27 protein-coding genes and 1 other RNA gene are annotated in these 26,391 nt (G+C 43.7%); 21 read left to right on the forward strand and 7 right to left on the reverse strand.

What is annotated here, in order from left to right; translation table 11 throughout:
* Window positions 1-16 precede the first annotated feature (16 nt).
* From purM to VIG27_RS06830, 7 genes are all read left to right on the forward strand, one after another.
* Window positions 17-1,042 carry a phosphoribosylformylglycinamidine cyclo-ligase gene (gene purM / locus VIG27_RS06800; protein WP_394526436.1) on the forward strand — a complete coding sequence of 342 codons (1,026 nt, stop codon included), beginning with the start codon at window positions 17-19 and terminating at the stop codon, window positions 1,040-1,042.
* Window positions 1,036-1,638: a phosphoribosylglycinamide formyltransferase gene (gene purN, locus VIG27_RS06805; RefSeq protein ID WP_394526439.1), complete on the forward strand. Its 603-nt coding sequence runs from the start codon at window positions 1,036-1,038 to the stop codon at window positions 1,636-1,638. Before purM ends, purN begins: the two co-directional genes overlap by 7 nt.
* On the forward strand, window positions 1,635-2,909 hold the full coding sequence (gene purD / locus VIG27_RS06810; RefSeq protein WP_394526441.1) for a phosphoribosylamine--glycine ligase: 1,275 nt from the start codon (window positions 1,635-1,637) through the stop codon (window positions 2,907-2,909). The genes purN and purD overlap by 4 nt, the downstream gene beginning before the upstream one ends.
* A 696-nt stretch (window positions 2,910-3,605) precedes the next feature.
* A complete protein-coding gene (locus tag VIG27_RS06815) occupies window positions 3,606-5,480 on the forward strand; it encodes a DUF4914 family protein (protein WP_394526443.1) in 1,875 nt (624 codons plus the stop codon).
* 292 nt (window positions 5,481-5,772) lie between these two features.
* Window positions 5,773-6,138, forward strand: coding sequence for a BMC domain-containing protein (locus VIG27_RS06820; protein WP_394526445.1), 366 nt, complete (start codon window positions 5,773-5,775; stop codon window positions 6,136-6,138).
* 4 nt (window positions 6,139-6,142) lie between these two features.
* Window positions 6,143-6,640: a EutP/PduV family microcompartment system protein gene (locus VIG27_RS06825; RefSeq protein WP_394526448.1), complete on the forward strand. Its 498-nt coding sequence runs from the start codon at window positions 6,143-6,145 to the stop codon at window positions 6,638-6,640.
* Window positions 6,641-6,673: 33 nt separating this feature from the next.
* Complete coding sequence (locus VIG27_RS06830) at window positions 6,674-7,105, forward strand: BMC domain-containing protein (RefSeq protein ID WP_394526450.1); 432 nt, start codon at window positions 6,674-6,676, stop codon at window positions 7,103-7,105.
* Window positions 7,106-7,161: 56 nt separating this feature from the next.
* On the opposite strand, the gene VIG27_RS06835 is transcribed toward VIG27_RS06830, so the two are convergent.
* Complete coding sequence (locus tag VIG27_RS06835; RefSeq protein ID WP_394526452.1) at window positions 7,162-8,091, reverse strand: LysR family transcriptional regulator; 930 nt, start codon at window positions 8,089-8,091, stop codon at window positions 7,162-7,164.
* A 163-nt stretch (window positions 8,092-8,254) separates the two neighbouring features.
* Between VIG27_RS06835 and VIG27_RS06840 the strand changes: the two genes are divergently transcribed.
* The 6 genes from VIG27_RS06840 (at window position 8,255) to rd (ending at window position 13,867) form a co-directional block, all read left to right on the forward strand.
* Window positions 8,255-9,373 (forward strand): 5-methyltetrahydropteroyltriglutamate--homocysteine S-methyltransferase, encoded by a 1,119-nt coding sequence (locus VIG27_RS06840; RefSeq protein WP_394526455.1) that lies wholly within the window; start codon window positions 8,255-8,257, stop codon window positions 9,371-9,373.
* Window positions 9,374-9,510: 137 nt separating this feature from the next.
* A complete protein-coding gene (locus tag VIG27_RS06845; protein ID WP_394526457.1) occupies window positions 9,511-10,185 on the forward strand; it encodes a GntR family transcriptional regulator in 675 nt (224 codons plus the stop codon).
* A 222-nt stretch (window positions 10,186-10,407) separates the two neighbouring features.
* Window positions 10,408-11,490 (forward strand): mannonate dehydratase, encoded by a 1,083-nt coding sequence (uxuA, locus tag VIG27_RS06850; RefSeq protein ID WP_394526459.1) that lies wholly within the window; start codon window positions 10,408-10,410, stop codon window positions 11,488-11,490.
* 12 nt (window positions 11,491-11,502) lie between these two features.
* Window positions 11,503-13,113 (forward strand): mannitol dehydrogenase family protein, encoded by a 1,611-nt coding sequence (locus VIG27_RS06855; RefSeq protein ID WP_394526461.1) that lies wholly within the window; start codon window positions 11,503-11,505, stop codon window positions 13,111-13,113.
* Window positions 13,114-13,189: 76 nt separating this feature from the next.
* Entirely contained in the window at window positions 13,190-13,531 is a 342-nt protein-coding gene (locus VIG27_RS06860; RefSeq protein ID WP_394526463.1) for an arsenate reductase family protein, read from the forward strand.
* Between the two features lie 174 nt (window positions 13,532-13,705).
* The gene (gene rd / locus VIG27_RS06865) at window positions 13,706-13,867 is read left to right on the forward strand and encodes a rubredoxin (RefSeq protein WP_394526465.1); all 162 of its coding nucleotides are present in this window, start codon (window positions 13,706-13,708) and stop codon (window positions 13,865-13,867) included.
* Window positions 13,868-13,936: 69 nt separating this feature from the next.
* Here the strand turns inward: rd and VIG27_RS06870 are convergent, their stop codons facing one another.
* Complete coding sequence (locus tag VIG27_RS06870) at window positions 13,937-15,610, reverse strand: S8 family peptidase (RefSeq protein WP_394526467.1); 1,674 nt, start codon at window positions 15,608-15,610, stop codon at window positions 13,937-13,939.
* A gap of 83 nt (window positions 15,611-15,693) precedes the next feature.
* The gene (locus VIG27_RS06875) at window positions 15,694-16,620 is read right to left on the reverse strand and encodes an N-acetylmuramoyl-L-alanine amidase family protein (protein ID WP_394526471.1); all 927 of its coding nucleotides are present in this window, start codon (window positions 16,618-16,620) and stop codon (window positions 15,694-15,696) included.
* Between the two features lie 141 nt (window positions 16,621-16,761).
* Here VIG27_RS06875 and VIG27_RS06880 point away from each other — a divergent pair, with 141 nt between their 5' ends.
* The 4 genes from VIG27_RS06880 to ssrA all read left to right on the forward strand — a co-directional run bounded on the left by VIG27_RS06880 (window position 16,762) and on the right by ssrA (window position 21,593).
* A complete protein-coding gene (locus tag VIG27_RS06880) occupies window positions 16,762-17,697 on the forward strand; it encodes a tRNA dihydrouridine synthase (protein WP_394526475.1) in 936 nt (311 codons plus the stop codon).
* A 115-nt stretch (window positions 17,698-17,812) separates the two neighbouring features.
* Entirely contained in the window at window positions 17,813-20,071 is a 2,259-nt protein-coding gene (locus VIG27_RS06885) for a ribonucleoside-diphosphate reductase subunit alpha (RefSeq protein WP_394526477.1), read from the forward strand.
* A 62-nt stretch (window positions 20,072-20,133) separates the two neighbouring features.
* Window positions 20,134-21,177 carry a ribonucleotide-diphosphate reductase subunit beta gene (locus VIG27_RS06890; RefSeq protein WP_394526479.1) on the forward strand — a complete coding sequence of 348 codons (1,044 nt, stop codon included), beginning with the start codon at window positions 20,134-20,136 and terminating at the stop codon, window positions 21,175-21,177.
* Window positions 21,178-21,251: 74 nt separating this feature from the next.
* Window positions 21,252-21,593: a transfer-messenger RNA gene (gene ssrA, locus VIG27_RS06895) on the forward strand.
* 17 nt (window positions 21,594-21,610) lie between these two features.
* Here the strand turns inward: ssrA and VIG27_RS06900 are convergent.
* From VIG27_RS06900 to VIG27_RS06910, 3 genes are all read right to left on the reverse strand, one after another.
* Window positions 21,611-22,684: a site-specific integrase gene (locus VIG27_RS06900; protein ID WP_394526481.1), complete on the reverse strand. Its 1,074-nt coding sequence runs from the start codon at window positions 22,682-22,684 to the stop codon at window positions 21,611-21,613.
* A 166-nt stretch (window positions 22,685-22,850) separates the two neighbouring features.
* The gene (locus VIG27_RS06905) at window positions 22,851-23,297 is read right to left on the reverse strand and encodes a PH domain-containing protein (protein ID WP_394526484.1); all 447 of its coding nucleotides are present in this window, start codon (window positions 23,295-23,297) and stop codon (window positions 22,851-22,853) included.
* Window positions 23,298-23,598: 301 nt separating this feature from the next.
* Window positions 23,599-23,982, reverse strand: coding sequence for a helix-turn-helix domain-containing protein (locus VIG27_RS06910; RefSeq protein ID WP_394526487.1), 384 nt, complete (start codon window positions 23,980-23,982; stop codon window positions 23,599-23,601).
* A 252-nt stretch (window positions 23,983-24,234) separates the two neighbouring features.
* Here VIG27_RS06910 and VIG27_RS06915 point away from each other — a divergent pair, with 252 nt between their 5' ends.
* The 3 genes from VIG27_RS06915 (at window position 24,235) to VIG27_RS06925 (ending at window position 25,171) form a co-directional block, all read left to right on the forward strand.
* The gene (locus tag VIG27_RS06915) at window positions 24,235-24,435 is read left to right on the forward strand and encodes a helix-turn-helix domain-containing protein (RefSeq protein ID WP_394526489.1); all 201 of its coding nucleotides are present in this window, start codon (window positions 24,235-24,237) and stop codon (window positions 24,433-24,435) included.
* Window positions 24,436-24,464: 29 nt separating this feature from the next.
* Entirely contained in the window at window positions 24,465-24,641 is a 177-nt protein-coding gene (locus tag VIG27_RS06920) for a hypothetical protein (protein ID WP_394526491.1), read from the forward strand.
* A 206-nt stretch (window positions 24,642-24,847) separates the two neighbouring features.
* The gene (locus VIG27_RS06925) at window positions 24,848-25,171 is read left to right on the forward strand and encodes a hypothetical protein (protein ID WP_394526493.1); all 324 of its coding nucleotides are present in this window, start codon (window positions 24,848-24,850) and stop codon (window positions 25,169-25,171) included.
* Here the strand turns inward: VIG27_RS06925 and VIG27_RS06930 are convergent.
* Window positions 25,161-25,448 carry a hypothetical protein gene (locus tag VIG27_RS06930; protein WP_394526495.1) on the reverse strand — a complete coding sequence of 96 codons (288 nt, stop codon included), beginning with the start codon at window positions 25,446-25,448 and terminating at the stop codon, window positions 25,161-25,163. The genes VIG27_RS06925 and VIG27_RS06930 overlap by 11 nt on opposite strands.
* Before the next feature lie 96 nt (window positions 25,449-25,544).
* Here VIG27_RS06930 and VIG27_RS06935 point away from each other — a divergent pair, with 96 nt between their 5' ends.
* Window positions 25,545-26,342: a Rha family transcriptional regulator gene (locus VIG27_RS06935; RefSeq protein ID WP_394526497.1), complete on the forward strand. Its 798-nt coding sequence runs from the start codon at window positions 25,545-25,547 to the stop codon at window positions 26,340-26,342.
* Window positions 26,343-26,391 lie beyond the last annotated feature (49 nt).

A 26,391-nucleotide genomic window follows, 5' to 3' on the forward strand; every position in this document is an offset into this window, starting at 1 on the left:
AGCGGAGGAGAAAGCTATGGATTATAAAAATGCCGGAGTAGACATTGAAGCCGGATACCGGTCAGTTGAATTAATGAAAAAGCATGTGCAGGAGACAATGAGACCAGAGGTTCTTGGCGGCCTGGGAGGATTTTCAGGTGCTTTTTCCATGTCAGCATTTAAGGATATGGAGAAACCAACCCTTGTTTCCGGTACGGATGGGGTAGGAACGAAGCTGAAGCTTGCCTTTTTGATGGACAAGCATGATACCGTAGGAATCGACTGCGTGGCCATGTGCGTGAATGACATTGCCTGCGCAGGCGGAGAGCCGTTGTTCTTCCTTGATTATATTGCATGCGGTAAAAATTTTCCGGAAAAGATAGCAGAAATTGTCAGCGGGGTTGCAAATGGCTGCAAGCAGGCTGGAGCTGCATTGATCGGAGGGGAAACTGCAGAGATGCCAGGCTTTTATCCGGAGGATGAGTATGATCTGGCCGGTTTTTCCGTAGGTGTGGTAGACGAGAAAAATCTTATTACGGGAGCGGATTTAAAAGCTGGAGACATTCTCATCGGAATGGCATCTTCCGGTGTACACAGCAATGGTTTTTCTCTTGTCCGCAAGGTATTTGAGGTATCCAAGGAAAGCCTTGATACCTATTACGGGGAGTTGGGAAAAACTCTTGGAGAAACTTTGATTGTTCCGACGAAAATTTATGTAAAAGCATTAAAGAGCGTCAAAGACAGCGGAGTGAAGATCAAAGCCTGCAGCCACATTACGGGCGGTGGCTTCTATGAAAATATTCCGAGGATGCTCCCTGACGGCATTTGTGCCGTTGTGGATAAGAACAGCTATGAAGTACCTGCCATTTTTAAACTGCTGGCAAAAAAAGGAAACATTGAAGAAGAGATGATGTATAATACCTTCAATATGGGAATCGGAATGATTCTGGCAGTGGATGAAAACGATGTGGCTCCGGCGATGGAGGCAATCAGGAATGCAGGAGAGACTCCTTATGTGATCGGACGTACCGCGAATGGGGAAAAGGGAGTGACCTTATGCTGAGAATCGGCGTGTTTGTTTCCGGAGGCGGAACCAATCTTCAGGCCATCTTGGATGCTATGGACAACGGGGCAATAACCAATGCTTCCGTGGAAGTGGTAATCAGCAACAACAGCAATGCCTATGCCCTTCAAAGAGCAAAGGCTCACGGGATTAATGCAGTTTGTATCTCTCCCCGTGAGTTTGATAACAGGGAGCAGTTTTATCAGGCTCTGATGGAGAAAACAGATGAATACCGGCTGGATCTGATCGTTCTTGCCGGATTTCTTGTTGCCATACCAAAAGCCATGATAAAAAAATACCAAAATCGGATCATCAATGTCCATCCTTCCCTGATTCCCTCCTTCTGCGGCGTGGGATATTATGGTCTGAAGGTTCATGAAGCCGCATTGGAGAGAGGTGTTAAAATAACAGGAGCAACGGTTCATTATGTGGATGAGGGCACAGATACCGGCCCGATTATTCTGCAAAAAGCGGTTGAAGTACGAAAAGGTGATACGCCAAGGGAGCTTCAAAAGCGGGTCATGGAAGAGGCGGAATGGATCATTTTGCCGAAAGCGATTCAAATGATTGCAAACGGACAGGAGGAGATAATATGAAAGTTCTGATCATAGGCGGCGGAGGAAGAGAACATGCGATCGCATGGAAGACGGCCAGAAGTCCCAAAGTCCAAAAACTGTATTGTGCACCTGGTAATGCAGGAATTGCGGAGTTTGCAGAGTGTGTGGATATCGGTGTTATGGATTTTGAAAAGCAGGTGGCATTTGCTAAAGAACATGAGATTGACTTAACCATTGTGGGGCCGGATGATCCTCTGGTAGCGGGAGCGGTAGATGCATTTGAAACCGCAGGACTTAAGGTGTTCGGTCCCCGTAAAAATGCCGCCTGCCTGGAGGGTTCCAAGTCTTTTTCTAAGGATTTGATGAAAAAGTATAACATACCGACGGCTGCATATGAAACCTTTGATTCCTCAGAGGAGGCCCTGAAGTATCTTGAGACAGCCAAAATGCCGATTGTGTTAAAAGCGGACGGTTTGGCTCTTGGAAAAGGAGTGCTGATCTGCAACACACTGGAAGAGGCAAGAGATGGAGTGAAAACTTTGATGCTGGACAAGCAGTTTGGTTCTTCCGGAGACCGGATCGTGATTGAGGAATTCATGACCGGCAGAGAAGTCTCCGTTCTTTCCTTTGTGGACGGGAATACGGTCAAAATTATGACCTCCGCCCAGGATCACAAGCGGGCAAAGGATGGCGATCAGGGCCTTAATACAGGAGGTATGGGTACCTTTTCTCCAAGCCCATTCTATACGGAGGAAGTGGATTTTTTCTGTCAGGAGCATATCTATAAACCGACTGTTCAGGCAATGAAGGAAGAAGGCAGGGAATTTAAGGGCATCCTTTTTTTTGGACTGATGCTGACGGAGCAGGGGCCAAAAGTGCTGGAGTATAATGCCAGATTCGGAGATCCTGAAACCCAGGTTGTGCTTCCACGCATGAAGAATGATATTGTGGAAGTTTTTGAAGCCTGTATTAACGGTACTTTGGATGAGATCAATCTTCAGTTTGAGGACAATGCGGCGGTATGTGTGGTTCTTGCCTCTGATGGATATCCGGAGCATTATGAGAAAGGCTTTCCCATATCCGGTCTTGCTGCTTTTAAAGAAAAAGAAGGTTATTATGCATTCCATGCAGGGAGTAAGTTTAACGATAGGGGAGAGATTGTGACCAACGGCGGAAGGGTGTTAGGGATAACCGCATTGGGAACAGATTTAAAAGATGCCCGAGCCAATGCATATGAAGCAGTAAAATGGGTATCTTTTGAGAATAAATACATGAGAAATGATATCGGTAAAGCCATTGATGAACTTTAAATCCGTATACTTATCTGTCTTCTAAACAGGAGCAAAATGGTGTCTGATTTATGAAAAAATGTTGACATGGCTTACGTTTCATGGTATGTTATCACTAATGTATGGTATGTATAAATCCGCATAATGAATGATAGGACAGCAGTCCGTCCGGCAGGGAATATTCCTTGAGAAAGGATTTGATAAAGTCATAATTGGCGGTTAATTATACAGGATTTTAGTGGATTTTATAGAAAAACATTTGAAAATTTGAACGGATATCATGGATGTTGTCATCACAAGTACCCACTCTGACAGGAAACCAGATCAGGTGAAAGGTTATTTTTATAACTGTGGCTGGAATTGATAGAAGTGCTCTATACAGTTAAATAGTAACGGAAAACATCACAAAGTAGGGATTGCTCTAAGTTGTAATTAAGCCGATATCCAATTTTTGGATATCGGCTTTTCATATATACCATGAAGGGGGCTGATAGATGGATCGAAGACTTTAATGTTACATATTTTTAGGAAAAAATGGATTCTAATGAAAACAGGGAAGGATTTTAGGAGAATAATACGTCAGCATTATTTTCAAAGTCAAAAGGGGATTAGTAATACATCAGAAATGAAAAAAGAATCGACAGCGTCGTATGTATCTGAATTTTATTCAGAACAAACGAAAGATGTGCATAAACATGCACAAGAATGGAGGAAAAAATGCTTCAATGTTTAAGTAAATTAAATTTGCCGGACTATGTACTGGAAATTTTGGATCATTCAAAAGGAGTCATAATTCCCAAAACGAGAGCGGAACTTCTGGAGCTTGCTATGGGGAATGCAGAAAATAAAGAATACCATATTGAATACGATGTCAAAGGCAAGGGGATGGTATTGGAAGCAATCGCTACCCGTTGTACCAATGGAATCGTAGTCAATTACATGGAAGACTATATGAGAAGGCGTGATCCAAACTGTACCATTATCGCTGATGACAAACCAACAGACAAACCCAGATATGAGGATGTTTATAAAAGTGATTTTAAATCCTTGAGAAAGGAGACCTTTGACTGGCTGAAGGATCAGGAACTGATTTTCTTCCCATTTAAGTCCGGCGGTGTTGAATATGGATATGATTCTGTCCTGATCGCTCCGATCAATGCAGGCTTTTTTGCTGCAGGACTGGCAGACTTACAGGGCTTTGAAAATATTGATGATATCAAAGAGTTTGATCTGAAAGCCATCGTATATCTGGCACCGCCATTCCGTCATACTCATTTTAACGGAAAACAGGTTGTGATCCATAACCGTCTGGACCAGATCCATGAGGTATATTCTTATAATTTGTATCCGGGTCCAAGTGCGAAAAAGGGGATTTACGGCGTGCTTTTAAATATCGGTGAGTCTGAGGGCTGGGTAACCGCACATGCTTCCACCGTAAAGGTTATCACCCCTTATGACAACGAGATCGTCATCATGCATGAAGGCGCTTCAGGCGGCGGAAAGAGCGAGATGATCGAGGACATTCACCGAGAGATGGATGGAAGAGCCTTACTGGGTACCAATACGGTGACGGGAGAGAAAAGCTATCTGGTTCTAAACGATTCCTGCGACTTAATTCCGGTAACCGATGATATGGCATTATGCCATCCTGCCATTCAGAATGAGAGCAAAAAGCTGGTTGTAACCGATGCGGAGTCCTCCTGGTTCCTTCGTCTTGATAACATTAAGCACTACGGTTCTTCTCCCCAGTATGAAAAGCTGCTGATTCAGCCGGAAGAGCCGCTTGTTTATCTGAATATGAAAGCCATTCCTGGTGCCACCGCCCTTCCATGGGAACATATCATGGACTCCAACGGAAAACCATGTCCCAACCCGAGAGTCATTCTGCCAAGAAGGATGATTGAAAAGGCCATTGACGGTGCCGTTGAAGTGGATGTAAGAAGCTTTGGTGTACGTACACCGGCTTGCACTAAGGAGAACCCATCGTATGGTATTATGGGAATCTTCCAGGTGCTTCCCCCTGCCCTTGCCTGGTTGTGGCGTCTGGTAGCTCCAAGGGGCTATAACAATCCGAGTATTATTGATTCTCTGGAGATGACCAGTGAAGGGGTCGGCTCTTACTGGCCATTTGCAACCGGTAAAAAGGTTACTCAGGCAAATCTGCTTCTGGACCAGATCGTAAACTCCAGCAATACCCGTTACGTTCTGATTCCAAATCAGCATATTGGGGTATATGAAGTGGGCTTTATGCCTCAGTGGGTTTCCAGAGAGTATATTGCACGCCGCGGAAGTGCGAAATTCAAACCGGAACATCTGGTAGAATCACGCTGTCCTTTATTGGGCTTTGGCCTGGAATCCTTAAAGATCGACGGACAATATATCAGCAGAGCGTTCCTGAGACCGGAAACACAGCATGAGGTTGGTCTGGAAGGATACGATGCCGGCGCAAAGATCCTTACCGATTTCTTTAAGCAGGAGCTTGCTCAGTATAACACGGAAGAATTAAATCCATTGGGAAGACAGATCATCGATATGTTCTATAAGGGAGCTACGGTGGAAGAATACATGAATGTTATTCCAATGAGATATTAATGAGAAAAAACCTTCCCCTTTTAGGGAAGGTTTTTTCTTCAAGGGCAGAGGGCTGCCGCAAGATAGCCAATGCTGCAGATAAAGGCAGAAATAGTTTTTTGACTATTCTTTGAATATTTATATTAAACATGATAATTATGACAATTTAACCAACAGAACGACAGGAAAACTGGTCAAATCAGAGAAAAAAGCATAAGAAATTTGTCAAAATGACGTTGACATTCCCCTCGGGGTCAATGGTTATAATGATTTAAGCTGACAGGTTTTTAGTAAAAATGTAGAGGTGTTTATAATGGAAAAAGAAAATGGGGAACAGATTCGCATTGTTCAGGAAACTGTTGCCGGAAGAGAAATTACACTGGCGCATATCATTGGAGGGCCGTTGCCCATCGTTTACCGTAAATTGGGATTGAACCCCGATATTGATTACCGTTCTTCTGCAATCGGCATTATGAATATGACTCCGCCGGAGTCCGCCGTCATCGCTTCTGATATTGCAGTCAAAAGTGCAAATATCTATCTGGGCTTTGCCGACCGGTTCAGCGGGACCTTGATCATAACCGGAGAAATTGCAGAGGTAAATGCTGCAATTACAGAAATCGTCGAATATTTTCACAACACTTTAGGATATGTTACCTGTCCGATTACAAAGCGGTGATTTTATGAAAAAATTGTTTTTATGCGGCAGAAGTGAAGCAGGGAAAACCTCTCTTACGCAGGCTTTAAAAGGAGAACCGGTTGTCTATCATAAGACCCAGTATGTCAATCACTGGGATATCACCATAGATACTCCCGGGGAATATATGGAAAACAAAAATCTGTCCTTACAGGGACTTTGCTGTTTTTCCTATGAATCGGATGTCATTGGGCTGCTTTGCAGCGCCAATGAGCCTTTTAATTTGTTTTCGCCTGGTATTTCCACCGCCTGCAACCGGCCTGTCATTGGAATCATTACAAAGATCGACTGCCCGAATGCCAATGTATCCATGGTCCGCCAATGGCTGGAGGAAGCCGGCTGTGAAAAAATCTTTCCAGTCAGCAGCACGACTGGTGAGGGCATTGATGCTCTCAGGGAATATTTGAATGAGCCTAAGGAAGAAATGACGTGGGATAAAATTATGGAAGCCCAGGAAAAGGGCGTAAGAGAATGGGATTTGTAACTGAAATAACTGATTCGATGAGAGAGTAGGAATATGACAGATAATAAAGAACATCAGGAAGGTGTGCAGAACCTCTTTTCCAGGGTCTTTGATCAAGGAAACGGCAGGACAAGGCGTATGGTCAATGTTACGGTTGCCGGACGGGAGATTAGGCTGGCACACGTGATCGGCGTCTCGGAGGCCTCTGTATATAAAAATCTGGGTCTGGATATTGGAACCAATGCAGGAGCAGATTTTACCGGAATGTCCATCGGGACCATTCACATAACACCTCCGGAGTCGGCTATCATTGCCGCGGATATCGCAGTGAAAAGCGGGGATGTGATCATCGGTTTTCTGGATCGGTTCAGCGGGACCCTTATCCTTACCGGTCCCCGTGTGGAAGTCAGAACGGCGTTTGATGAGATCGTAAAATATTTTCGGGAAGGTCTGAACTATAAAACCTGCCCGGTTACAGAACGGTAACAAAAAAGACAGTATCACGAATTTCAAAATTCGGAGACACTGTCTTTTTTGTCCCTTTATGCGTCATTGCATACGGTCAGTCCGTTACTGCGGATCAGTCTTTTCAATTCAGCCAGATAATTTTCTGCAAAGCTGCTTAAATGGACTTTGGGATTTGTGATCCAGCCGATTCTCATATGTTCAGAGGTGCCAAGGGGGACGGCAATGATGTTATCGCCGTTTAGGTTGCTGTTTAAGATCCCGCTGCATATGGTGTAGCCGTTTAATCCGATCAGCAGGTTAAACAACGTGGCACGGTCACTGACGTAGATGATCTTCTTTCGGGGAACGGTACTTAAAATCTCTTCGGAAAAATAAAAGGAATTATTTTCTCCCTGCTCAAAGGCCAGAAATGGGAATGGTTTTAAATCCTCCATGGTCACAAGCTCTCTCAAAGACAGGGGATGGGAGGAGCTTATAAATACATGGGGAGAAGCCTCAAACAAGGGGTGGAAGATCAGACCGCTTTCTTTAAAGAGTTTTTTCATCACCTTCTCATTGAAATCATTTAAGTAAAGAATTCCCAGTTCACTTCTGAAATTTTTCACATCCTCGATGATCTCATAGGTTCTGGTTTCCCGAAGCGTAAATTCGTACTCGTCATGCTCCTGCCTGGAAACGAGATTGACAAAGGCATTGACTGCAAAGGCATAATGCTGGGTGGAAATGGAACAGATCCGCTTTAACGGCTTCTTGTTCAGGTAATGCTGTTCCATAAGATCGGTCTGTTCCAGGATCTGTCTGGCATAAGAAAGAAATTCGGACCCATCCGGAGAAAGGGAGATCCCTTTTGAGGTTCTGTTGAAAATGGAGATATGATACTCCTGTTCCAGTTCCTTCACCGCATTGGACAGACTGGGCTGAGTGATATATAGCTGTTTTGCAGCTTCAGAGATCGAGCCGCAATTGACAATGGTAATGATGTAACGAAGCTGCTGTAGGGTCATAATTAATTCCTTCCGCATCAGTTTTTTGGTATTATAACACAAATTGATATAGTTTAAAACTATACCAGGTCATAATTTAATAGAATTATACGTATTCTCCTTTTTGAGTTACAATTAGGGAAGAAAATATCATAGATTATAAAGGATGTAAGGAGATAAAAATATGAGCCAGAAGAAAAAAAGAGCACCGTTTAAATTTGATATCGTGGGAAGTTTTTTAAGACCGGAGTATTTGAAAGAGGCAAGAGAGGGTTTTAAAAATGGTACGGTCACAGAAGAAGAATTAAGAAGAACAGAAGATAAAGCCATAAGAGAGCTGATCGAGAAACAAAAAGAGATTGGACTGCCTGTAATTACAGACGGTGAATTCCGCAGAAGCTGGTGGCATCTGGATTTTATGTGGGGGCTCCAGGGCGTAGAAAGACAGGAGGTTTCCCAGGGGTATGCTTTTCACGGGGAAGTGACCAGAGGAGAAACTGCAGGGCTGACCGGTAAAATCTCAGGAGAAAATCACCCGTTTGTGGAACATTTTAAATTTGTAAAGCTGTTTGAAGATGAGACTGTGACCGCCAGACAGACCATACCGGCTCCGGCCCAGTTCCTGGCAGAGCTGGAAAGAGGGGATAACTTAGAACAGACCAGAACCTTTTATCAAGACGAAGAAAGCCTGATCCAGGATATTGCGGCCGCGTACCGTACCGTACTTGCAGATTTATATGAAGCAGGATGCAGAAACGTACAGTTTGATGATTGTACCTGGGGCATGTTCTGTGACACCAAATACTGGGAAGCAAGACAAAATGGAAAGAAATCCGTGGAAGAGGAAGCGAGAAAATACGTGAGAGTCAACAATCTGGTGATTGAGGGACAGCCGGAGGATCTTGTGATCAATACTCATGTATGCAGAGGAAATTATCATTCCACATGGGCATCTTCCGGCGGCTATGCACCGATTGCACCGCATTTATTCTCAGAAGAAAATGTGTCTGCTTATTATCTGGAGTATGATGACGAACGTTCCGGCGATTTTGAACCACTGAAGTACGTGGATGGAGAAAAACAGGTGGTGCTTGGCCTTGTTACCACAAAATCACCAAAGCTGGAGGAGAAAGATCGTATTATCGCAAAAATCCGCAAGGCTTCACAATACATTCCACTGGAGCGTCTGGCATTAAGCCCTCAGTGCGGTTTTGCTTCCACGGAAGAAGGAAATATTTTGACGGAAGAGGAACAGTGGGAGAAGTTAAAACTTGTCAAAGAAATTTCAGAAGAAGTCTGGTAAAGTCATAGAGGAAGAAAAACGCCGTAAAAGAGTCTGGCTCCTGCGGCGTTTTCTTTTTTTCTGACTGGTATACCAGTGCTTGACAGCAGGAATGATTTGGCTTATTCTAAGAACATATGAAAAAAGGGGGTCATGATATGAGGCTTTCAGAACGGAATTTAAAAGAAACGGGACGGGAGTATGCGCTCCGGATGCTAAAGGATAATATCATTAACCTTGATCTGATTCCCGGAAGTATGTTAAGTGAAAATGAGTTATCTGCCGAAATGAAGCTTTCCCGGACGCCGGTCAGAGAAGCTTTGATCGAACTTTCCAAAGTAAAGATCGTTGAAGTTTATCCGCAGAAAGGAAGTGCGGTTGCATTTGTGGATTACGAGCTGGTGGAGGAAGCCCGTTTTATGCGGGAGGTGCTTGAGTGCGCTGTGGTGGAGCTGGCCTGTAAACTGGCATCGGAAAAAGACCTTGAGGCGTTGAAAGAAAACGTAAGACTCCAGGAATTTTACATGGAAAACCGGTCTCCCAAAAAGCTTTTGGAGCTGGATAATGAATTCCACCGGATGCTCTTTCACATCACCAGCAAGGATCAGGTATATCATCTGATGGACAGCATAACCATACATTTTGACCGGATACGCAGCATGTCCCTGACTGCGGTCAAGGATTTAAAGACCATTTCCGACCATAAGGAGATCGTGGAGGCCATTGCAGCAAAAGACGGGATTAAAGCAAAAGTCCTGATGGAAAATCACTTATCCAGATATAAATTTGACGAAGAGGCCTTACGCAGAGCGTATCCGGGATATTTTAAATGATTTTCTTCATACTAGAAAATGAGTGCGGTAATAAAAGGAATGATCCTTCTATTGCCGTTTTTTGTATACAGAATTTTTGCTGTTTCTTCAGGATTTCTGCTGAAATTTGTGCAGATTACCTGAAAAATCTTTCCGTATTTATCTAAATTAAAGATTGAAATACTAGTATACAAGTTATATACTTAACGTAAGGACAATATAAAAAAATGGAGGAATCAGACGATGAAAATGATTATGCGGTGGTTCCCGGCTGGAGACGACAGCGTAACCTTGAGCCAGATCAGACAGACTCCCGGTGTTACAGGAGTAGCCACCTGTCTGCCTAAGGTGCCGGTTGGAGAAGTCTGGCCTTTGGAAACCTTAAAGGCGCTGAGAGACGAGATCCATCAGGCAGGGCTTGAAATGGAAGTGATAGAAAGCGTGAACATCCACGAGGATATAAAAAAGGGTCTGCCATCCAGGGACAAATACATCGAAGCATACCAAAAGACACTAAAGCACCTGGCAGAGGTCGGTGTCAAATGTCTTTGCTACAATTTCATGCCGGTCATGGACTGGGCCAGAAGTGATCTTGCTTATGGGGCAGAGGATGGAAGCACTGTGATGGCTTACCGCCACGAAGAGGTGCTTCAGATGAATCCGGAGAAAATGGCAAGGGCCATGGAGGGGAAGGCAAGAGGCTACTCTCTTCCGGGCTGGGAGCCGGAGCGGCTTCATGCCATGGCTCAGGACATTGAATTTTACCAGAGCATGACCAGAGAAGAATACTGGGACAATATGAAATATTTTCTGGATGCCATTATTCCATATGCAGAACAATATGATATTAAAATGGCCATTCATCCCGACGATCCGCCCTGGCCGCTTTACGGACTTCCAAAGGTCATAACTAACGCAGAAAATATCCGTACCTTTCTGTCACTAAACGACAGTCCTTACAACGGACTTACCCTATGCTCCGGAAGTCTGGGAAGCGATTTAAGCAATGACATACCGGCAATGGTGCGGGAGTTCGGAGGGATGCAGCGGGTTCATTTTGCACATCTTAGAAATGTGCGTCATATTTCAGAAAAAGATTTTGATGAGGCAGCTCATCTTTCTGCCTGCGGAGATCTTGATATGTATGAGATTGTGAACGCTCTTTATGAAACCGGATTTGAAGGATATATCCGCCCGGACCACGGACGGATGATTTGGGGAGAGCAGGCGCGTCCCGGTTATGGTCTGTATGACCGGGCCATTGGTGCAAATTATCTGCTGGGCTTATGGGAAGCGGTTGACAAATCCCGCAAAAAGAAAGGATAGGAGAGAAATCATATGAAACTGAATCGGTCTTGTCTTACAAACCGGAAGGCGTTTGAGGATATTTCCGTAAAGCTGCCGGAATTTGACTGGGAAAAAATGGTACAGGCAACGGATCAAGCCCCAAGATGGATTCATTTTGGGGCAGGAAATATATTCAGAGGGTTTATCGCCCAATTGCAGCAGCAGCTTTTGGAGAAAGGGCTGGAGGAAAGCGGCATCATAGCAGCAGATACCTTTGATTTCGACATCATTGATAAAATCTACCGTCCTTACGACAACATGACCATGATGGTCCGGTTAAAGCCTGATGGAACCATGGAACGGGAAGTGATTGCAAGTGTAGCAAAGGGTGTGAAGGCGGCTGTAGGAAACGAACCGGATTTTGCATACCTGGTGAATGCCTTTACCAATCCTTCTCTTCAAATGGTGAGCTTTACCATAACGGAAAAAGGATATGCGCTGTCAGATTTCCGGGGAGAATTATTCCCAATCGTAAAAAAAGATATGGAAGAAGGACCTCAAAAGGCAGTTCATGCCATGAGCGTGGTGACAGCACTTCTGCTCAAGCGGTATCTTGCCGGAGGCTTTCCCCTTGCCCTCGTCAGCATGGACAATTGCAGCCATAACGGTGAAAAACTGAAAGCCAGTGTGGTTTCCATTGCAGAGGCCTGGGGAAAGGCCGGATTTGTTCCAGACGAATTCAAAGCCTGGGTGGAGGATGAATCAAAGATTTCCTTCCCGTGGACCATGATTGATAAGATCACTCCAAGGCCGGCAGAGGTGGTACAAAAAGCATTGGAAAAAGATGGAATTGAAGATATGGCACCTGTCATTACCAGTAAAAATACCTACATCGCCCCCTTTGTCAATGCAGAGATTCCCCAGTATCTTGTAGTGGAAGACCGTTTTCCGGGAGGCCGTCCGGCTCTTGAAAAAGCGGGAGTCTATATGACTGACCGGGATACGGTCAACAAGACAGAACGCATGAAGGTGACCACCTGCTTGAATCCGCTTCATACCGCATTGGCGGTATACGGCTGTCTGCTGGGCTATACCAGCATTGCCGCTGAAATGAAGGACAGAGAGCTGAAAGCACTTGCAGAGCGGATTGGTTATGTGGAGGGGCTGCCTGTGGTGACCGATCCGGGAATATTGAGCCCTAAGGAATTTATAAGGGAAGTAATCGAATACCGCCTTCCAAATCCATTTATTCCGGATACTCCTCAGAGAATAGCTACGGACACCAGCCAGAAGATTTCCATTCGCTTCGGTGAGACGATCAAAGCATATTTGGCAGATGAAAGGTTGGAGGCGGAACGTTTGACGGCCATTCCCCTTGCCATTGCCGGCTGGCTCCGGTATCTGTTGGGCGTGGATGATAAAGGCCAGCCTATGGAGATCAGCAGCGATCCCATGCTGCCGGAGCTGAAAGAACAGTTAAAGGAAATAAAATTTGGAGAAGCCTTATCGGACAGGTCAGCCCTTGAGCGTGTGTTATCAAATCCGGTCATATTTGGTACGGATCTGGTAAAAGCAGGACTTTTCCCAAAAATCACAGATATGTTAAGCCGGATGCTGACAGGGCCAGGAGCAGTACGCCGGACTTTGCAGGCATTTTTATAGGCTTATTATTGAATTTGACTCTTTGCTGTGTTAAAATAGCCGTACGCAAGGATAAGTTTGAAAGGCAGATAAAAACATGAATATACAGATCTTTGGAACCAGGAAATGTTTTGATACAAAAAAGGCAGAGCGCTATTTTAAGGAACGGGGCGTGAAGTACCAGTTCATTGATATGAAAGAAAAGGGCATGAGCAAAGGAGAGTATCAGAGCGTGAAACAGGCAGTAGGCGGAAGAGATTCCATGCTTTCCAAGGACTGCAGGGATCAGGAGACGCTGACCTTGCTCCGGTATATTTCCGATGAGGACAAAGATGAAAAGATTCTGGAAAACCAGCAGGTGTTGAAAACTCCCATTGTGAGAAACGGAAAGCTGGCAACGGTAGGGTACCAACCGGAAGTCTGGAAAAACTGGAATTGATAGTTCGCTTGTGATAATTTATTTTGTAGATATCTTCACACCTATGAGAGAAGATTTTTAATAAGGAAGAAAGAACTAACTTGCCAGATCCTGTAAGAAATTGAATAAACTTATTGATATTAATGGTATAATATGCTATAAATGAAGCACATTGTGTTAAAGGAGGTGATTGGGATGACAAAATATGTTTGTGAGCCATGTGGATATGTATATGATCCAGAGGTCGGTGATCCGGATTCCGGCATTGAGCCAGGTACAGCGTTTGAAGATCTGCCTGAAGATTGGGTTTGTCCAGTTTGCGGTGTAGGTAAAGATATGTTCGTAGTAGAAGAATAAACAAGAAAACCTTCAAGCGGTTGAGTAGTAGGCCGGCTTGAAGGTTTTATTTTTTTGCTTACTTGGAATTCAGAGGTTCGTAAACCGTTCAAACAGCCGGTTGATTTCCACCTGACCATACCCCCAGATGTTATTGGGATAAGAATACGCATCGTTTCGGATGGCTCCGCTAATCATAAGCCGGTTTACATCATTTCCTGTCATTCTTATATAATTGCCCCGGACAATGGCCCATTCAAAGACCATGGCGATAATGCCTGCTGCATGGGCTGCAGCGGCTCCGGTGCCGGTGGCGGTCCCATACTGATTTCCAGGTACCGCACAGGTGATCTGGAAACCCGGTGCGGAAATATCAGGCTTGATCTGTCCGGTTCTTGTATATCCTCTTCCTGATTCCGGCAGGATGCTGTCATTGTTTTGATTATAGGCGGCCACCGTCAGAGGGTGTCTTGCATTTCCCGGCGAAGTTATGGTGGTATCCGGATTTGAATTTAAAAAAAAGGTTTCATTAGAAAGAAGCGGACCGGCTGGGAGCCAGGAATGAAACGAAAAAGGTTCGTTCTCCGGGTTTTGAGTACGTAAATACCAGATGCCGGGTAAGGGATTGCTGAAACGAAGGAGAATCAGCTGGTCCCCGGTTTCTTCTTCAAAGATAATATTATTCACATATATGGTAGTCTGGTTGAAAATAAAGCTGAATCTTCTGCACTGGTTTATCGTGGGAAAGATCGGCTGTGTGGATTCTCTGTTCGGGGAAGAGATATCAATGGTAAGTCTGGCAGGAGAATAGGACCAGATTTCCATAGAAAACAGGGTGTCATTGTTTCCTACCCTCAGCTCGATATCATTATAATAAGGAGGGGCAGCAGTTGAATTAAAATAATGCCTCTGATCGTTTCCTTCATTGCCTGCAGCAACAGAGGATGCAGTACCTGGGAGTAATGTAAGGTGGTCTAAATAGGCACTGATGGCTCCTCTTCCGTCGTGGCCTCCCTGGCTGCTTCCTAGTGCAACGCAGATCACAAGCGGGCGGTTGGCATTGGCGGCAATTTCTACCGCATAACGGGTCCCAAGGATAATGTCCGATTCCTGATAGCAGAGGGCGGATTCGGGTACAAAGTAGACGGCTTTTAAATTCTCCTTTGCTTCTTTTAATTTCACTATAATAAATTCAGCCTGAGGAACAACACCACGAAAGGATTGTTCCTGGTTTGGACTGCCGGCTAAGATGCTGGCCATCGCAGTTCCATGGCCATTGAGATCGGTTGATGGAACAATGGAAAGAGGGTCCTCGGAACTCAGTGCTTCATTGATCTGTTCTTTGCTGTATTCTGATCCGAAGTTAAAAGAGTCAGGGATTGTTCCGGTCTGGATAGTTTGATCCCATATGGAGAGAATCCGGGTCGTTCCATCACTGTTTTGGAAGGCAGGATGCCGGTAATCGATGCCGGTGTCAATGATGGCCACCAGTACGCCGCTTCCAAACAGGGCAAGAGCAGGATTTTGCTGCACCGTATTGACGCCTGATTTCTCCAGACTGACGGTAGAGGTCAGCGTAAAGAGTGTAGGGAAACTGCTGTAAGAGTGACGTCCTAAATCACAGGGATTTGCGTTGCCGATGGGGATATGCAGCAAGGAATTCTGCCTGTTTAAGTATGTAATATTGTCTCCGGTGTCATAGGTAGGAGCCAAGGCAGTACTGATTATGAGATCGTAGTAATTATTATCTAATATTTTTGACAAAATCAACCCCCCTGCCGGTTTATAGCAAAGCATATGCTATATTTTATGCAGGAGGGTTTTGATTATGAGTTATAGAAGGAGCTTTACGGAGAAACCGCAGACGGTCCTGTTGATTCACCGGCCTTCTGGCTGTCGGTTTGGGAAGCCTGAGGGGCATCGGTCGTCGGAGTAAACTTACATTTTCCGGCTTTTTGTAAATATTGTATGATTCCCTTTGCATCCGCCTCCCCAAGGGCTTTGTAGTGATCTTCTGTGGAAAGAAATAAAGTTAAGTCACTGGTGTGGTTTATGAAACCATGTTCAATGATAAAACCGCGGATGCCATACATCTGGGAATAGCGTGGAATTGCATAATAATCTGCCAGGCTTCCATCTGCGAAATGGGTTCCATTCTGCGAATCTCTGAGGATCAGACCACGGTTATGAAGGCCAAGCGCACTTAACTGGTCCAAAATGGTTTTTGCAGCTTCCTGAGACTGAAGGGCCAGCTCGTTGTTGTACCGGCCTGCCTTAGGAGCCATGGAGCTGACGCCGTAGGCATTGCGGGTGATTCCGTTGCCTGGGATCGAATCCACGTGCTGGCTGACAAATAGATCGGCATGAACCGAAGCAGCAAAAGCGGCCCGCTGTTCCAGAGGAACGGTCTTTTCCGCGCTGTCTTTCGTTAAATAAACCACATAGTCTGTGTTCTGTTCCAGATACTGCTTGGTATACGCTGCAATCTTCATGGTGATTTCATCTTCGTAATATTTGACCCCGTTATATTCAAAACTGCATCCGGAGTAGTGACCCTGGGTTTTTCCATGGCCCGGGTCCAGAACTACCACTAATTTCGAGGAATTGGATAAGCCAGGACCGATTTGGGGAGCTGTAACTTTCGTAACAGGAGGAGCAAACGCAGGTCCGGATTCTTCTTCGGCACGGACAGAAGCGGAAGCGGTGGCGGAAATCAGTGCAGCCAGTAAAAAGACCCTGGCAGAGGCCGTTAAAACATTCTTTAATTTGATCATGACAGATCCTCCCGAAGTATTGCATTTTACCTCATATTATAGCACTCTGTGGAAGATTTTGTAAATGGTCTTCTTTGCATTCATCCTATGTTATGATAAAATAATTTCACAGAGCAAAAGCAGGAAAGAGAGGCTTTATTGATGAAGTATTATTTTGCCCCTATGGAAGGGATCACTGGATATGTTTACCGGAATGCCCACCGTAAATATTTTAAAGACATAGACGTATATTTTACCCCTTTTCTCGTCCCCACCCAGAACCGGGTGTTTTCTTCCAGAGAGAAAAATGACATTCTGCCGGAGCACAATGAGGGATTGCATCTGGTTCCCCAGATTTTAACCAATAAAGGGGAGGATTTTATCTGGGCGGCTAAAGAGCTTAAAACGTATGGCTATAAAGAAGTTAATCTAAATCTGGGCTGTCCTTCTGCCACCGTTGTTTCAAAAGGAAAAGGTTCCGGGTTTCTCAGTGATACGGACAAGCTGGAGCATTTCCTTGAAGAAGTATTTTCAGCCGTAGATATGGATATTTCCATAAAAACCAGAATCGGAAAGGATCATCCCGATGAATTTTCCAAGCTTTTGGAGATTTATAATAAATACCCCTTAAAGGAACTGATCATTCATCCCCGTGTTCAAAAAGATTTTTATAAGAATGAACCCAATCTATCTGTATTCCAGAAGGCGGTTACGGGGAGCAGAAATCCACTCTGTTATAATGGAAATATTTTTTCTGCAGAGGATTATAAGCGATTTACACATGCCTTTCCGACCGTTGACCGTGTTATGATGGGAAGAGGTTTGGTGACAGATCCTCATCTGGCAGGAGAACTGCAAACAGGGGAAGTCCTGGATAAAGGAATACTGAAAGAGTTTCATGATGAGGTGCTTGCCGGATATGAGAACGTAATTTCCGGTGACCGGAATGTTTTGTTTAAAATGAAGGAACTGTGGGCATATATGATACAACGCTTGAAAGACGGAGAAAAACATGCCAAAAAAATCAGGAAGTCCCAGAACCTTGTGGATTATCGCTCTGCAGTTGCCGCGTTGTTTAAAGAAGTGGAATTAAAATAGAATATTTTGTATATGAGAGGTTGAAAATAACTATATCTTGTGGTATATTCTTTCTACAATATATAATAACAGTTATTGGTATTGATATCATACCATAGAATGGCAGGAACAACATATGGATATTACACATGGAAAACAGATACTTCTGGATTGTTTTAAAGAGATACCGGAGTTTCAGGCGGTGCTTGAGGACATACAGTCCGTTTGGACCGATTCCGCCTATGACCTGGAGCTTCTTTCAGATAAGTTTTGTGCATTTTATAAAAGCGAAGAAAGTTCGTCCCATCGGCTCAAGGTTCTTATACAGGCCGCGGTGGAACTGACGACTCAGGAAGCGCCGGACTGGGAATATATCGGAGCAAGATTTTTGATGCTCCAATTTGAGATGTCCTTAAAAGAAGAACTTCAGCGGCAGAAGATCAAGAGTTTTTACGATAAAATTTGCTTCTTGACAAATGAGGGGCTTTATGGAAACTATATTCTGGAGCACTACAGCAAGGAAGAGATTGACCGGTATGAAACGTATCTGGAACGAAGGAGAAATCACCTTCTCAACTATTCCGGCCTTGAACTGCTTTTGAGCCGCTATGTCATCCGCAGCCATCAGAATGTACCGTTAGAGACGCCCCAGGAGATGTTTCTTGGGATTGCCATGCATCTTGCAATGAAGGAGAAGAGCGACCGGGATGGTTGGGTGAAGCGGTTCTATGACATGTTAAGCACTTTAAAGGTGACCATGGCTACGCCTACCCTTTCCAATGCCCGGAAGCCTTATCACCAGCTTTCCTCCTGTTTTATTGATACGGTTCCGGACAGTCTGAATGGAATTTACCGGAGCATTGACAGCTTTGCCAAGGTCAGCAAATTCGGAGGAGGCATGGGGCTTTATTTTGGCAAGGTCCGTGCGGCAGGCAGTGCAATCAGAGGCTTTAAGGGAGCGGCAGGAGGCGTGATCCGCTGGATCAAGCTGGCCAACGATACGGCGGTTGCAGTGGACCAGCTGGGAGTGCGGCAGGGAGCTGTGGCGGTATATCTGGATGCCTGGCATAAGGATTTGCCTGAGTTTCTAACTATTAGGACCAATAACGGAGATGACCGCATGAAGGCCCACGATGTTTTTCCTGCGGTGTGTTACCCCAATCTGTTTTGGAAAATGGCAAAGGAAAACATAGAGGGAGACTGGCATCTCATGTGCCCTCATGAGATTCTCACGGTAAAGGGCTGGGCTTTGGAGGATTCTTATGGGACCCAGTGGGAAGAACGGTATTTTGATTGTGTGAGTGATGACCGGATAGAGAAGAGGACCATTCCCATTAAGGATATTATCCGCCTGGTCTTAAAAAGTGCGGTGGAAACCGGTACACCTTTTGCATTTAACCGGGATATTGTAAATGAAGCCAACCCAAACAATCACAGCGGTATCATTTACTGCAGCAATCTCTGTACGGAAATCGCCCAGAACATGAGTGGGGTGGAGGATGTGGAACAGCGCTATGAAACGGTTGACGGAGAGACTGTGGTGGTGACCGTTACAAAACCAGGTGATTTTGTGGTCTGCAACCTTGCAAGTTTATCTCTTGGAAAGATTGATTTGAAGGATAAAGAAGAATTAACCAGGCTGACCAGAAGTGCCGTAAGAGCACTTGACAATGTCATTGATTTGAATTTCTTCCCTGTGCCGTATGCCAAGCTGAACAACCTCCGCTACCGTCCCATAGGGCTGGGGGTAAGCGGGTATCACCATATGCTGGCAAAGAATCAAATTTCCTGGGAGTCCGAAGAACATCTGGAATTCGCGGACCGGATTTTTGAAGCCATTAATTTTGCAGCCATTGAGGCAAGCTGTGATTATGCGGCTGAAAAAGGCTGCTATGAAAAATTTGAAGGCAGTGACTGGCAGACCGGTGCCTATTTTACGAAACGGCATTATGATTCACCGCAATGGGACCGGCTGCAAAAAAAAGTAGCTTCCCAGGGCATGAGAAACGGCTGGCTCATTGCCATTGCACCGACCAGCAGTACCAGTATGATTGCGGGTACCACCGCAGGACTTGACCCTGTTATGAGCAGATACTATCTGGAGGAAAAAAAGAACGGACTGGTCCCCCGGGTTGCTCCGGATTTGTCTCCGGAAACCTTCTGGAGGTATAAAAATGCCCATTTGATCGACCAGAAGTGGTCCATTCGGGCAGCAGGAATCCGTCAGAGACATGTGGACCAGGCTCAGAGCATGAACCTTTATATCACCAATGATTATACTCTGCGCCAGGTGCTGCAGCTTTACATTCTGGCATGGGAATGCAAGGTAAAGACCATCTACTATATCCGATCCAAAAGTCTGGAAGTAGAGGAATGTGAAGTTTGTTCCAGTTGATCCTGCAGCCGTGGGAAGAAGGTCAAATGAGAACCATAAACAGGAGGGAGTACAGTGAAAGAATGGAACAATTGAAAAAAAGACCTCTTTTTAACCCCGATGGGGATATTGATGTAAGAAAACGCCGGATGATCAACGGCAATACCACCAATTTAAATGATTTTAATCATATGAAATATCCCTGGGTAAGTGACTGGTACCGCCAGGCGATGAATAATTTCTGGATTCCGGAAGAGATCAATCTGGGCAGAGACACCAAGGACTATCCTCTGCTCAGCCCCTCAGAACGGAGAACCTATGATAAGATTCTGTCATTTCTGGTATTTTTAGACAGCATACAAACCGCTAATTTACCGGCGATCGGGGAATACGTGACCGCCAACGAGATCAATTTATGCTTATCCATACAGACATTCCAGGAAGCGGTCCACAGCCAGAGCTACAGCTATATGCTGGATAGTATCTGCGAACCCCAGACCAGGAACGAAGTGCTTTATCAGTGGAAAAGTGACCCTCATCTTCTTGAACGGAATACTTTTATTGGAAATCTGTACAATGAATTCCAAAAGGATAAAAGTGCCTTTGCTTTTATGAAGGTAGTGATTGCCAACTATATTCTTGAGGGTGTATATTTTTACAGTGGATTCATGTTTTTTTATAATTTGGGACGGAACCACAAGATGACCGGTTCCTCTCAGGAAATCCGGTACATCAACCGGGATGAAAATACACATTTATGGCTGTTCCGAAACATGATCCTGGAGCTTAAAAAAGAAGAACCCCAGTTATTTACCCCGGAATGTGTAGAGATTTACCGCAGTATGATTCTGGAGGGCTGCGAGCAGGAAATTGCATGGGGCTGCTATGCCATCGGCGATGAAGTGCCCGGCTTGACCAAACAGATGATCACGGATTATATCAAATATTTGGGAAATCTCCGCTGCACAAGTCTGGGCTGGGAACCCCTGTATGAAGGTCATGAAAAAGAACCGGAAAGCATGTCATGGGTCAGTCAGTACAGCAATGCAAACTCCATTAAAACAGATTTTTTTGAAGCAAAAAGTACGGCATATGCAAAAAGCAGCGCGCTGATTGATGATTTATAACTGGAAATGGCCTGGTCTTGACAAAGCTTTTTTTTCATGTTAGTATAAATTTACTTTGAAAAAAGTACCAGTCAGGGGCAGTACTGGTTTCGACAGGGACTATGCAACTGGTGAAGCTATCCGCATGCGATGCGTTAAATGGCAAACAAAATATAAACGCTAACAATAATAAATTAGCTTTAGCTGCGTAATGCAGCTTGTCGGCCTTAAGGCACTCACACTTTAAGATCCCGGCATCGACGATGTGAGAAACGACGTATACAAAGCTTTGAGTATGCGGACGTATTATGAAGCTACTGAAGTTGTCAGGGTGTCAGTTCCCGGGCAGCGGAGGGAATGTCAATAAACTGACTATGATAGTAGAAGAACAGGGAATTAGTTTTTGGACACGGGTTCAACTCCCGTCTGCTCCACTTAAAAAGTCTAGTAAATACTAGGCTTTTTCTTTTTCGTGTTGCATATCGTGTTGCATACTCTCAAAATGTTCATTGATTTTATGGTTTATTTTTTTAGATTCTTCATTTATAGTGTTTCGGTAAATGGTCTTCATCACATTGTCAGTTGACCATCCGCCACGCTCAATTATGTATTGATCTGGTATACCGATTGCGTGAAGTATTGAAGCTCCATAATGACGCAGATCATGAAAGCGGAAGCGTGGGATATCAAGCAGTTTTATAGTATCAATAAACCTCTTTGTGATACTGTCGGGGGAAAGTGGAACGACCCTGTCACCAGAAGAATTATTTATGGCAATATCTATGACAAACTGTGGAAATTCAATAGTACGATATCCGGCTGTCGTTTTTGGTGGTTTAATGTGCCATTTTGCATCGTCACCTTTTACCATGGATTTCGAAACCGTTATATTACAACCAACGATATCCTTTTTGGTAAGGGCGCATATTTCGCCTCTTCTCATAGGTCCAAATGCCGCCAGGCAGATTGCTGTTTCCAAGTGAGTGCCCTTGACGTGCTTTAACAGCGCATTTACATCAGTATCGGAAGGGGTGTAGAGGTTGGGAACAATCGTCTGCGGCATAGTGATATCAGTTAGCACATTGGTACATTTAAACATTGTCAATGTCGATGAAAGTAATCCAAAAGCATTTCGTGTGGTTTTTGGTGAATGAGAATCTGAAAAGTTATTAATCCATCTTTGTATTTGAACTGTAGATATTTTGGTGATTTTTAGTGAAATTAAAGAAGTATAATAGCTTTTAATCATTCGCTTATATTCTCTGAGAGTGCTAGGGGAAAGAACATTACTTTTTAGAATACAATATTGATCCAGTGCTTCCTGTAGGGTCATACCGGTATTTGCTTCAATCTTTCCCTGTTCTTTTGTAGCGGCGTAGTTTGCAGCTTGGCGCTCTGCTTCACGTCGACCAGAGGGAGAGGGGTCATCACAGGTAAAAGACTTATAATGACGTTTTCCTGTATTATCAGTGTAATCGAATACCAAGCACCTCCAGGAGCCTGATGGTAATTTCTTTGCTGTTGCCATAATATCATTTTCCTTTCTATTTTTGGGTATAAAAAATACGCCTCTTGCCAGGACGCATCGAAAATGATATAATGTATTGGACAAATTTATCATATCTTATTCGGTTCATCCGGTAAGAGAATCTATGTAAAGCCGTTCCGATTGCAGTCGGGGCGGTTTTAGTTTATTATAAGTTATTTATTTTAAGACAATTTTCATACGCCAGCTCTTGCAAAATTTTATACAAAGACTGAACATTATATTTCTTAGGAAATTCCAATTTATGTGAAGCATATTCCACGTGATGACCTTTAAGTTCAGGAGTCCTAATATAAGTGAATGTTAATTCACTATCGTCAAATCCAAAGCCAGATGTCTCCATTTTTACATCTATAATTGAAAATAAGTTTATAGATGTAACACTCATTTTGGTTCCTGTAGCACCTTGTTTGTCGGTCATAATTAATCTTTTATCTGTAAAAATAAGCGCATCACGAACAAGTTTGAATCCCAAAGTAATAGATTCGCCCTCCATTAAGTACATACCAAATTCTTTGTTTAGTTCTTCAACAGAAACTTCACTGTAGTTTCCAGCAAAACCGCCTTGTAAAATATTTTTTATTCCAAAAGCCATACTCATATACCTCTTTTCTTTTGTTTTGATTTATTAAAAAGCCATAGGCTGTTTTAATCAATTATCATTTATTACATTGCCAATTCTATTGAATCAGCATTATTTTTATTAAAGTCATCGTTTGCAATATGTAGAAGAGCATGCTGATATGCGAGCATTTGACGTTCCTGATTTAGTCTCGAATTGATTATAATGGTAAAGCTGCCGTCACTATTACAGATCACTTGTTCTTCTATCTTTACATCCATATCTAAAAAATGTACCCCTATTGCCTCCGTAAGCAAAGGATTGTTCATTCTTATCAACACCCTTCGTCATTGTGCTTGTCTTCTTGTTGCTTTAAAGATTGTATAAAGTCTATATGCGCTTTCAGTCTTTCCGGTGGCAGATCCTTTGCCGCATGGAATAGTGACTTCAGATCTGGGTTTTCAAAAATTTCCTGCGCTATCTCCCGCGTTTCTTCATTGACGTAGTAATGTTCACTATCATACTCCATGTTGCCGGTCATGAGGTAGTCCACAGTCACTCCTAACCGATTAGCCAGTTGCTGGATTTTCGTAGCATTGGGCGTACTTTTCCCTAGCTTACTAATATATCCTTTACCAAAATCAAGTTCTTGTTCTAATTGATTCATTGAAATATTGTTTTTCTTACATAGCTCTTTGATACGCTCTTTAAGATCCATTTTGCGCTCCTTAAAAAAAATACTGAAAAAATCGCAAAAACACCCTTGACATTCTGAAATAATCGCGTATAATGTGATTATAAGGTTCTGAAAAAATCGCATAATTATAGCGATAAAATATCTGGGAATTTTTATTAATTTGATCGACAATCCAATTATAGAATATTTTCAGAAGTAAGTCAATATATTTTGGCGATTTTTTCAGAACTAAAAGATGGAGGTGATTTTACGAAGCAGGAAGATAACAAAATTATGGTATACGATAATATCTGCAAAGCAGCCAAGAAATCCGGTTTGTCCATTAATTTTATAGAATCGGAAACAGGCTTATCAATTGGAAGTTTGTGCAAATGGAATAAGGTAAGTCCTACAGCAAAAAGTTTAAAAAGAGTAGCAAAACTATTAGGCGTAACCGTAGACAGCTTATTAGAAGATTCAAAAGAAATCCAGTAACCCGACAACCATTGAAGGAGGTGAAAGAGGTGACTAATTTTGAAGCATTAAAGCAAATGCCTATGAAGAACTTTGCTAACTTGGTTTTCAGTGGCGTAAAAAGCGAATGCAATACGCTTACAGATTTTGAAGAAATGCTACAAAGAGATTTTGCAGTAGATTTAGAAGGGGCACTGCAGCAACTGCAACACCCCCAAAATAATTAGCCAGTATTTTTCTCTGGCATACAGTAGGTACACCCATTACAAGAACCTTTGTAGAACATACGAGCATACATTTCCGCTTCCGTGTAAGAATCGCAGTTAAAAACGTGATCGGATTTAATTTCATTGATTCTACAAGAACTGGTTTCTCTGATAAGATCGTGTACTTCAAAAGTATTCTTAGGACGTAGAAAAGGAGGGGAAAAAAGATGGATGTATTTCATAAGGTTTTGAACAGTTGCCTGACAGAGACCCAGATCGAAATATTACGTCAGGCGCTGAAAGCAAAAGCGAAAGTTTATTTTTACGGACGTGGCTTAGGAAAATCATTACTCGCGGAGACACTGAAAAATGCGGGGTATGACGCGGATGAGCCGGGAACAAGATTAGATGCCCTAGGGCCTATGGATGTGCAAGATGCACCTAACACAATCGCTTTTTGTGTAAAAAATACCCCAAAAGAAACCATTAAAGATGTGTTCGATATCCTTTTGGGGTGCAAAAACGAGATTGTAGAATGGGTTAATCTGTAAAATGGGTCTTCCCAACATTAAAGTACCAATTGGGTTCGACCGCCCCTTTCACGGGTACCGCCCTGTATCCCTCCTTTACCATCGCTTCCATAAAGCAGCGCGAGGTAACATGGTGTCCCTTATTCGCACCCGTCAAACGATTATATCGTGCCTTTAAGCCGTATGCGGTCTGCTCATGATTGATACTCTGAATCATTTTAAAGTTGGAGATTATGTAATCAAGCAAGCTGTTCTGATCCGCTTCACTCAGATCAGAAAAATAATTAGCGTTCTCCATGTCCGTTCTCCTTTCATTCGTACTAAGCCCTGGCAGGAGCTTGTAAGTACAGTATAAGGAGAATTGAAAAATTTTACAAGAAAGGAATAGTGATACATGAAAAGTTTAAATCAAACATTAGACAGCCGAGAAGTGGCTGAAATGGTAGGAAAGCAACACAAAAATGTTGTGCGTGATATTCGGGTTTATATCGAAGAACTTAACGAGCTCAAGATTGAGCCGGTTGATTTCTTCAAAGAGTCAACCTATACAGATGGGAAAGGAGAGGTTCGACCTTGCTTCCTAGTTACCAAGAAAGGCTGTGAATTTATCGCCCACAAGCTGACCGGAATCAAGGGTACAGAATTTACCGCCCGATACATTAACCGGTTCCATGATATGGAGGATACGATCAGGGAAGGAATTCCACAGAGGGGATCAACACCGAAGCGCCCGGCTCTTTCATCAGTCAATATGGCCGCAAAGATCATGAAGGATTCTTACAAGGAAGCTGGCGTTGATTCAAAGTTTATCGCCGTTGCAGTAAACAACCTCTATAAGAATGAAGCTGGTATTGACTTTGGAATCCCTCTGATTACTGACAAGGTGGACATGCCGAAACTTTACGATTGTACAGAGATTGCCAAAGAACTTGGGATTTACTCCACTGGTGACAAGCCTCATAGCCTGGCGGTCAGTGCTATTATTCAGAAGCTCCATATGGAGGAAAGCGAGATCGTAACAACTCCATTCAGTAGAAATGGACATTCTGACGTGACTGTTCAGTACAAGCCATCTGTCTTTGACGATGTGAAACTGTGGCTGGCGGAAAACAACTATCCGGTTGGAATCTCTTATGTAGACTCGAAGGGCAATGCAAAACTTTGTACCGTGGTTTACAGGGGAGTAGCCTAACATGATTACACGTTCCTGCAAGTCCTGCCGGATCCGATGCCCGGAGAGG

This window comes from Lacrimispora sinapis, from assembly GCF_043633585.1.
GTDB classification, from domain to species: Bacteria; Bacillota; Clostridia; order Lachnospirales; family Lachnospiraceae; genus Lacrimispora; species Lacrimispora sinapis.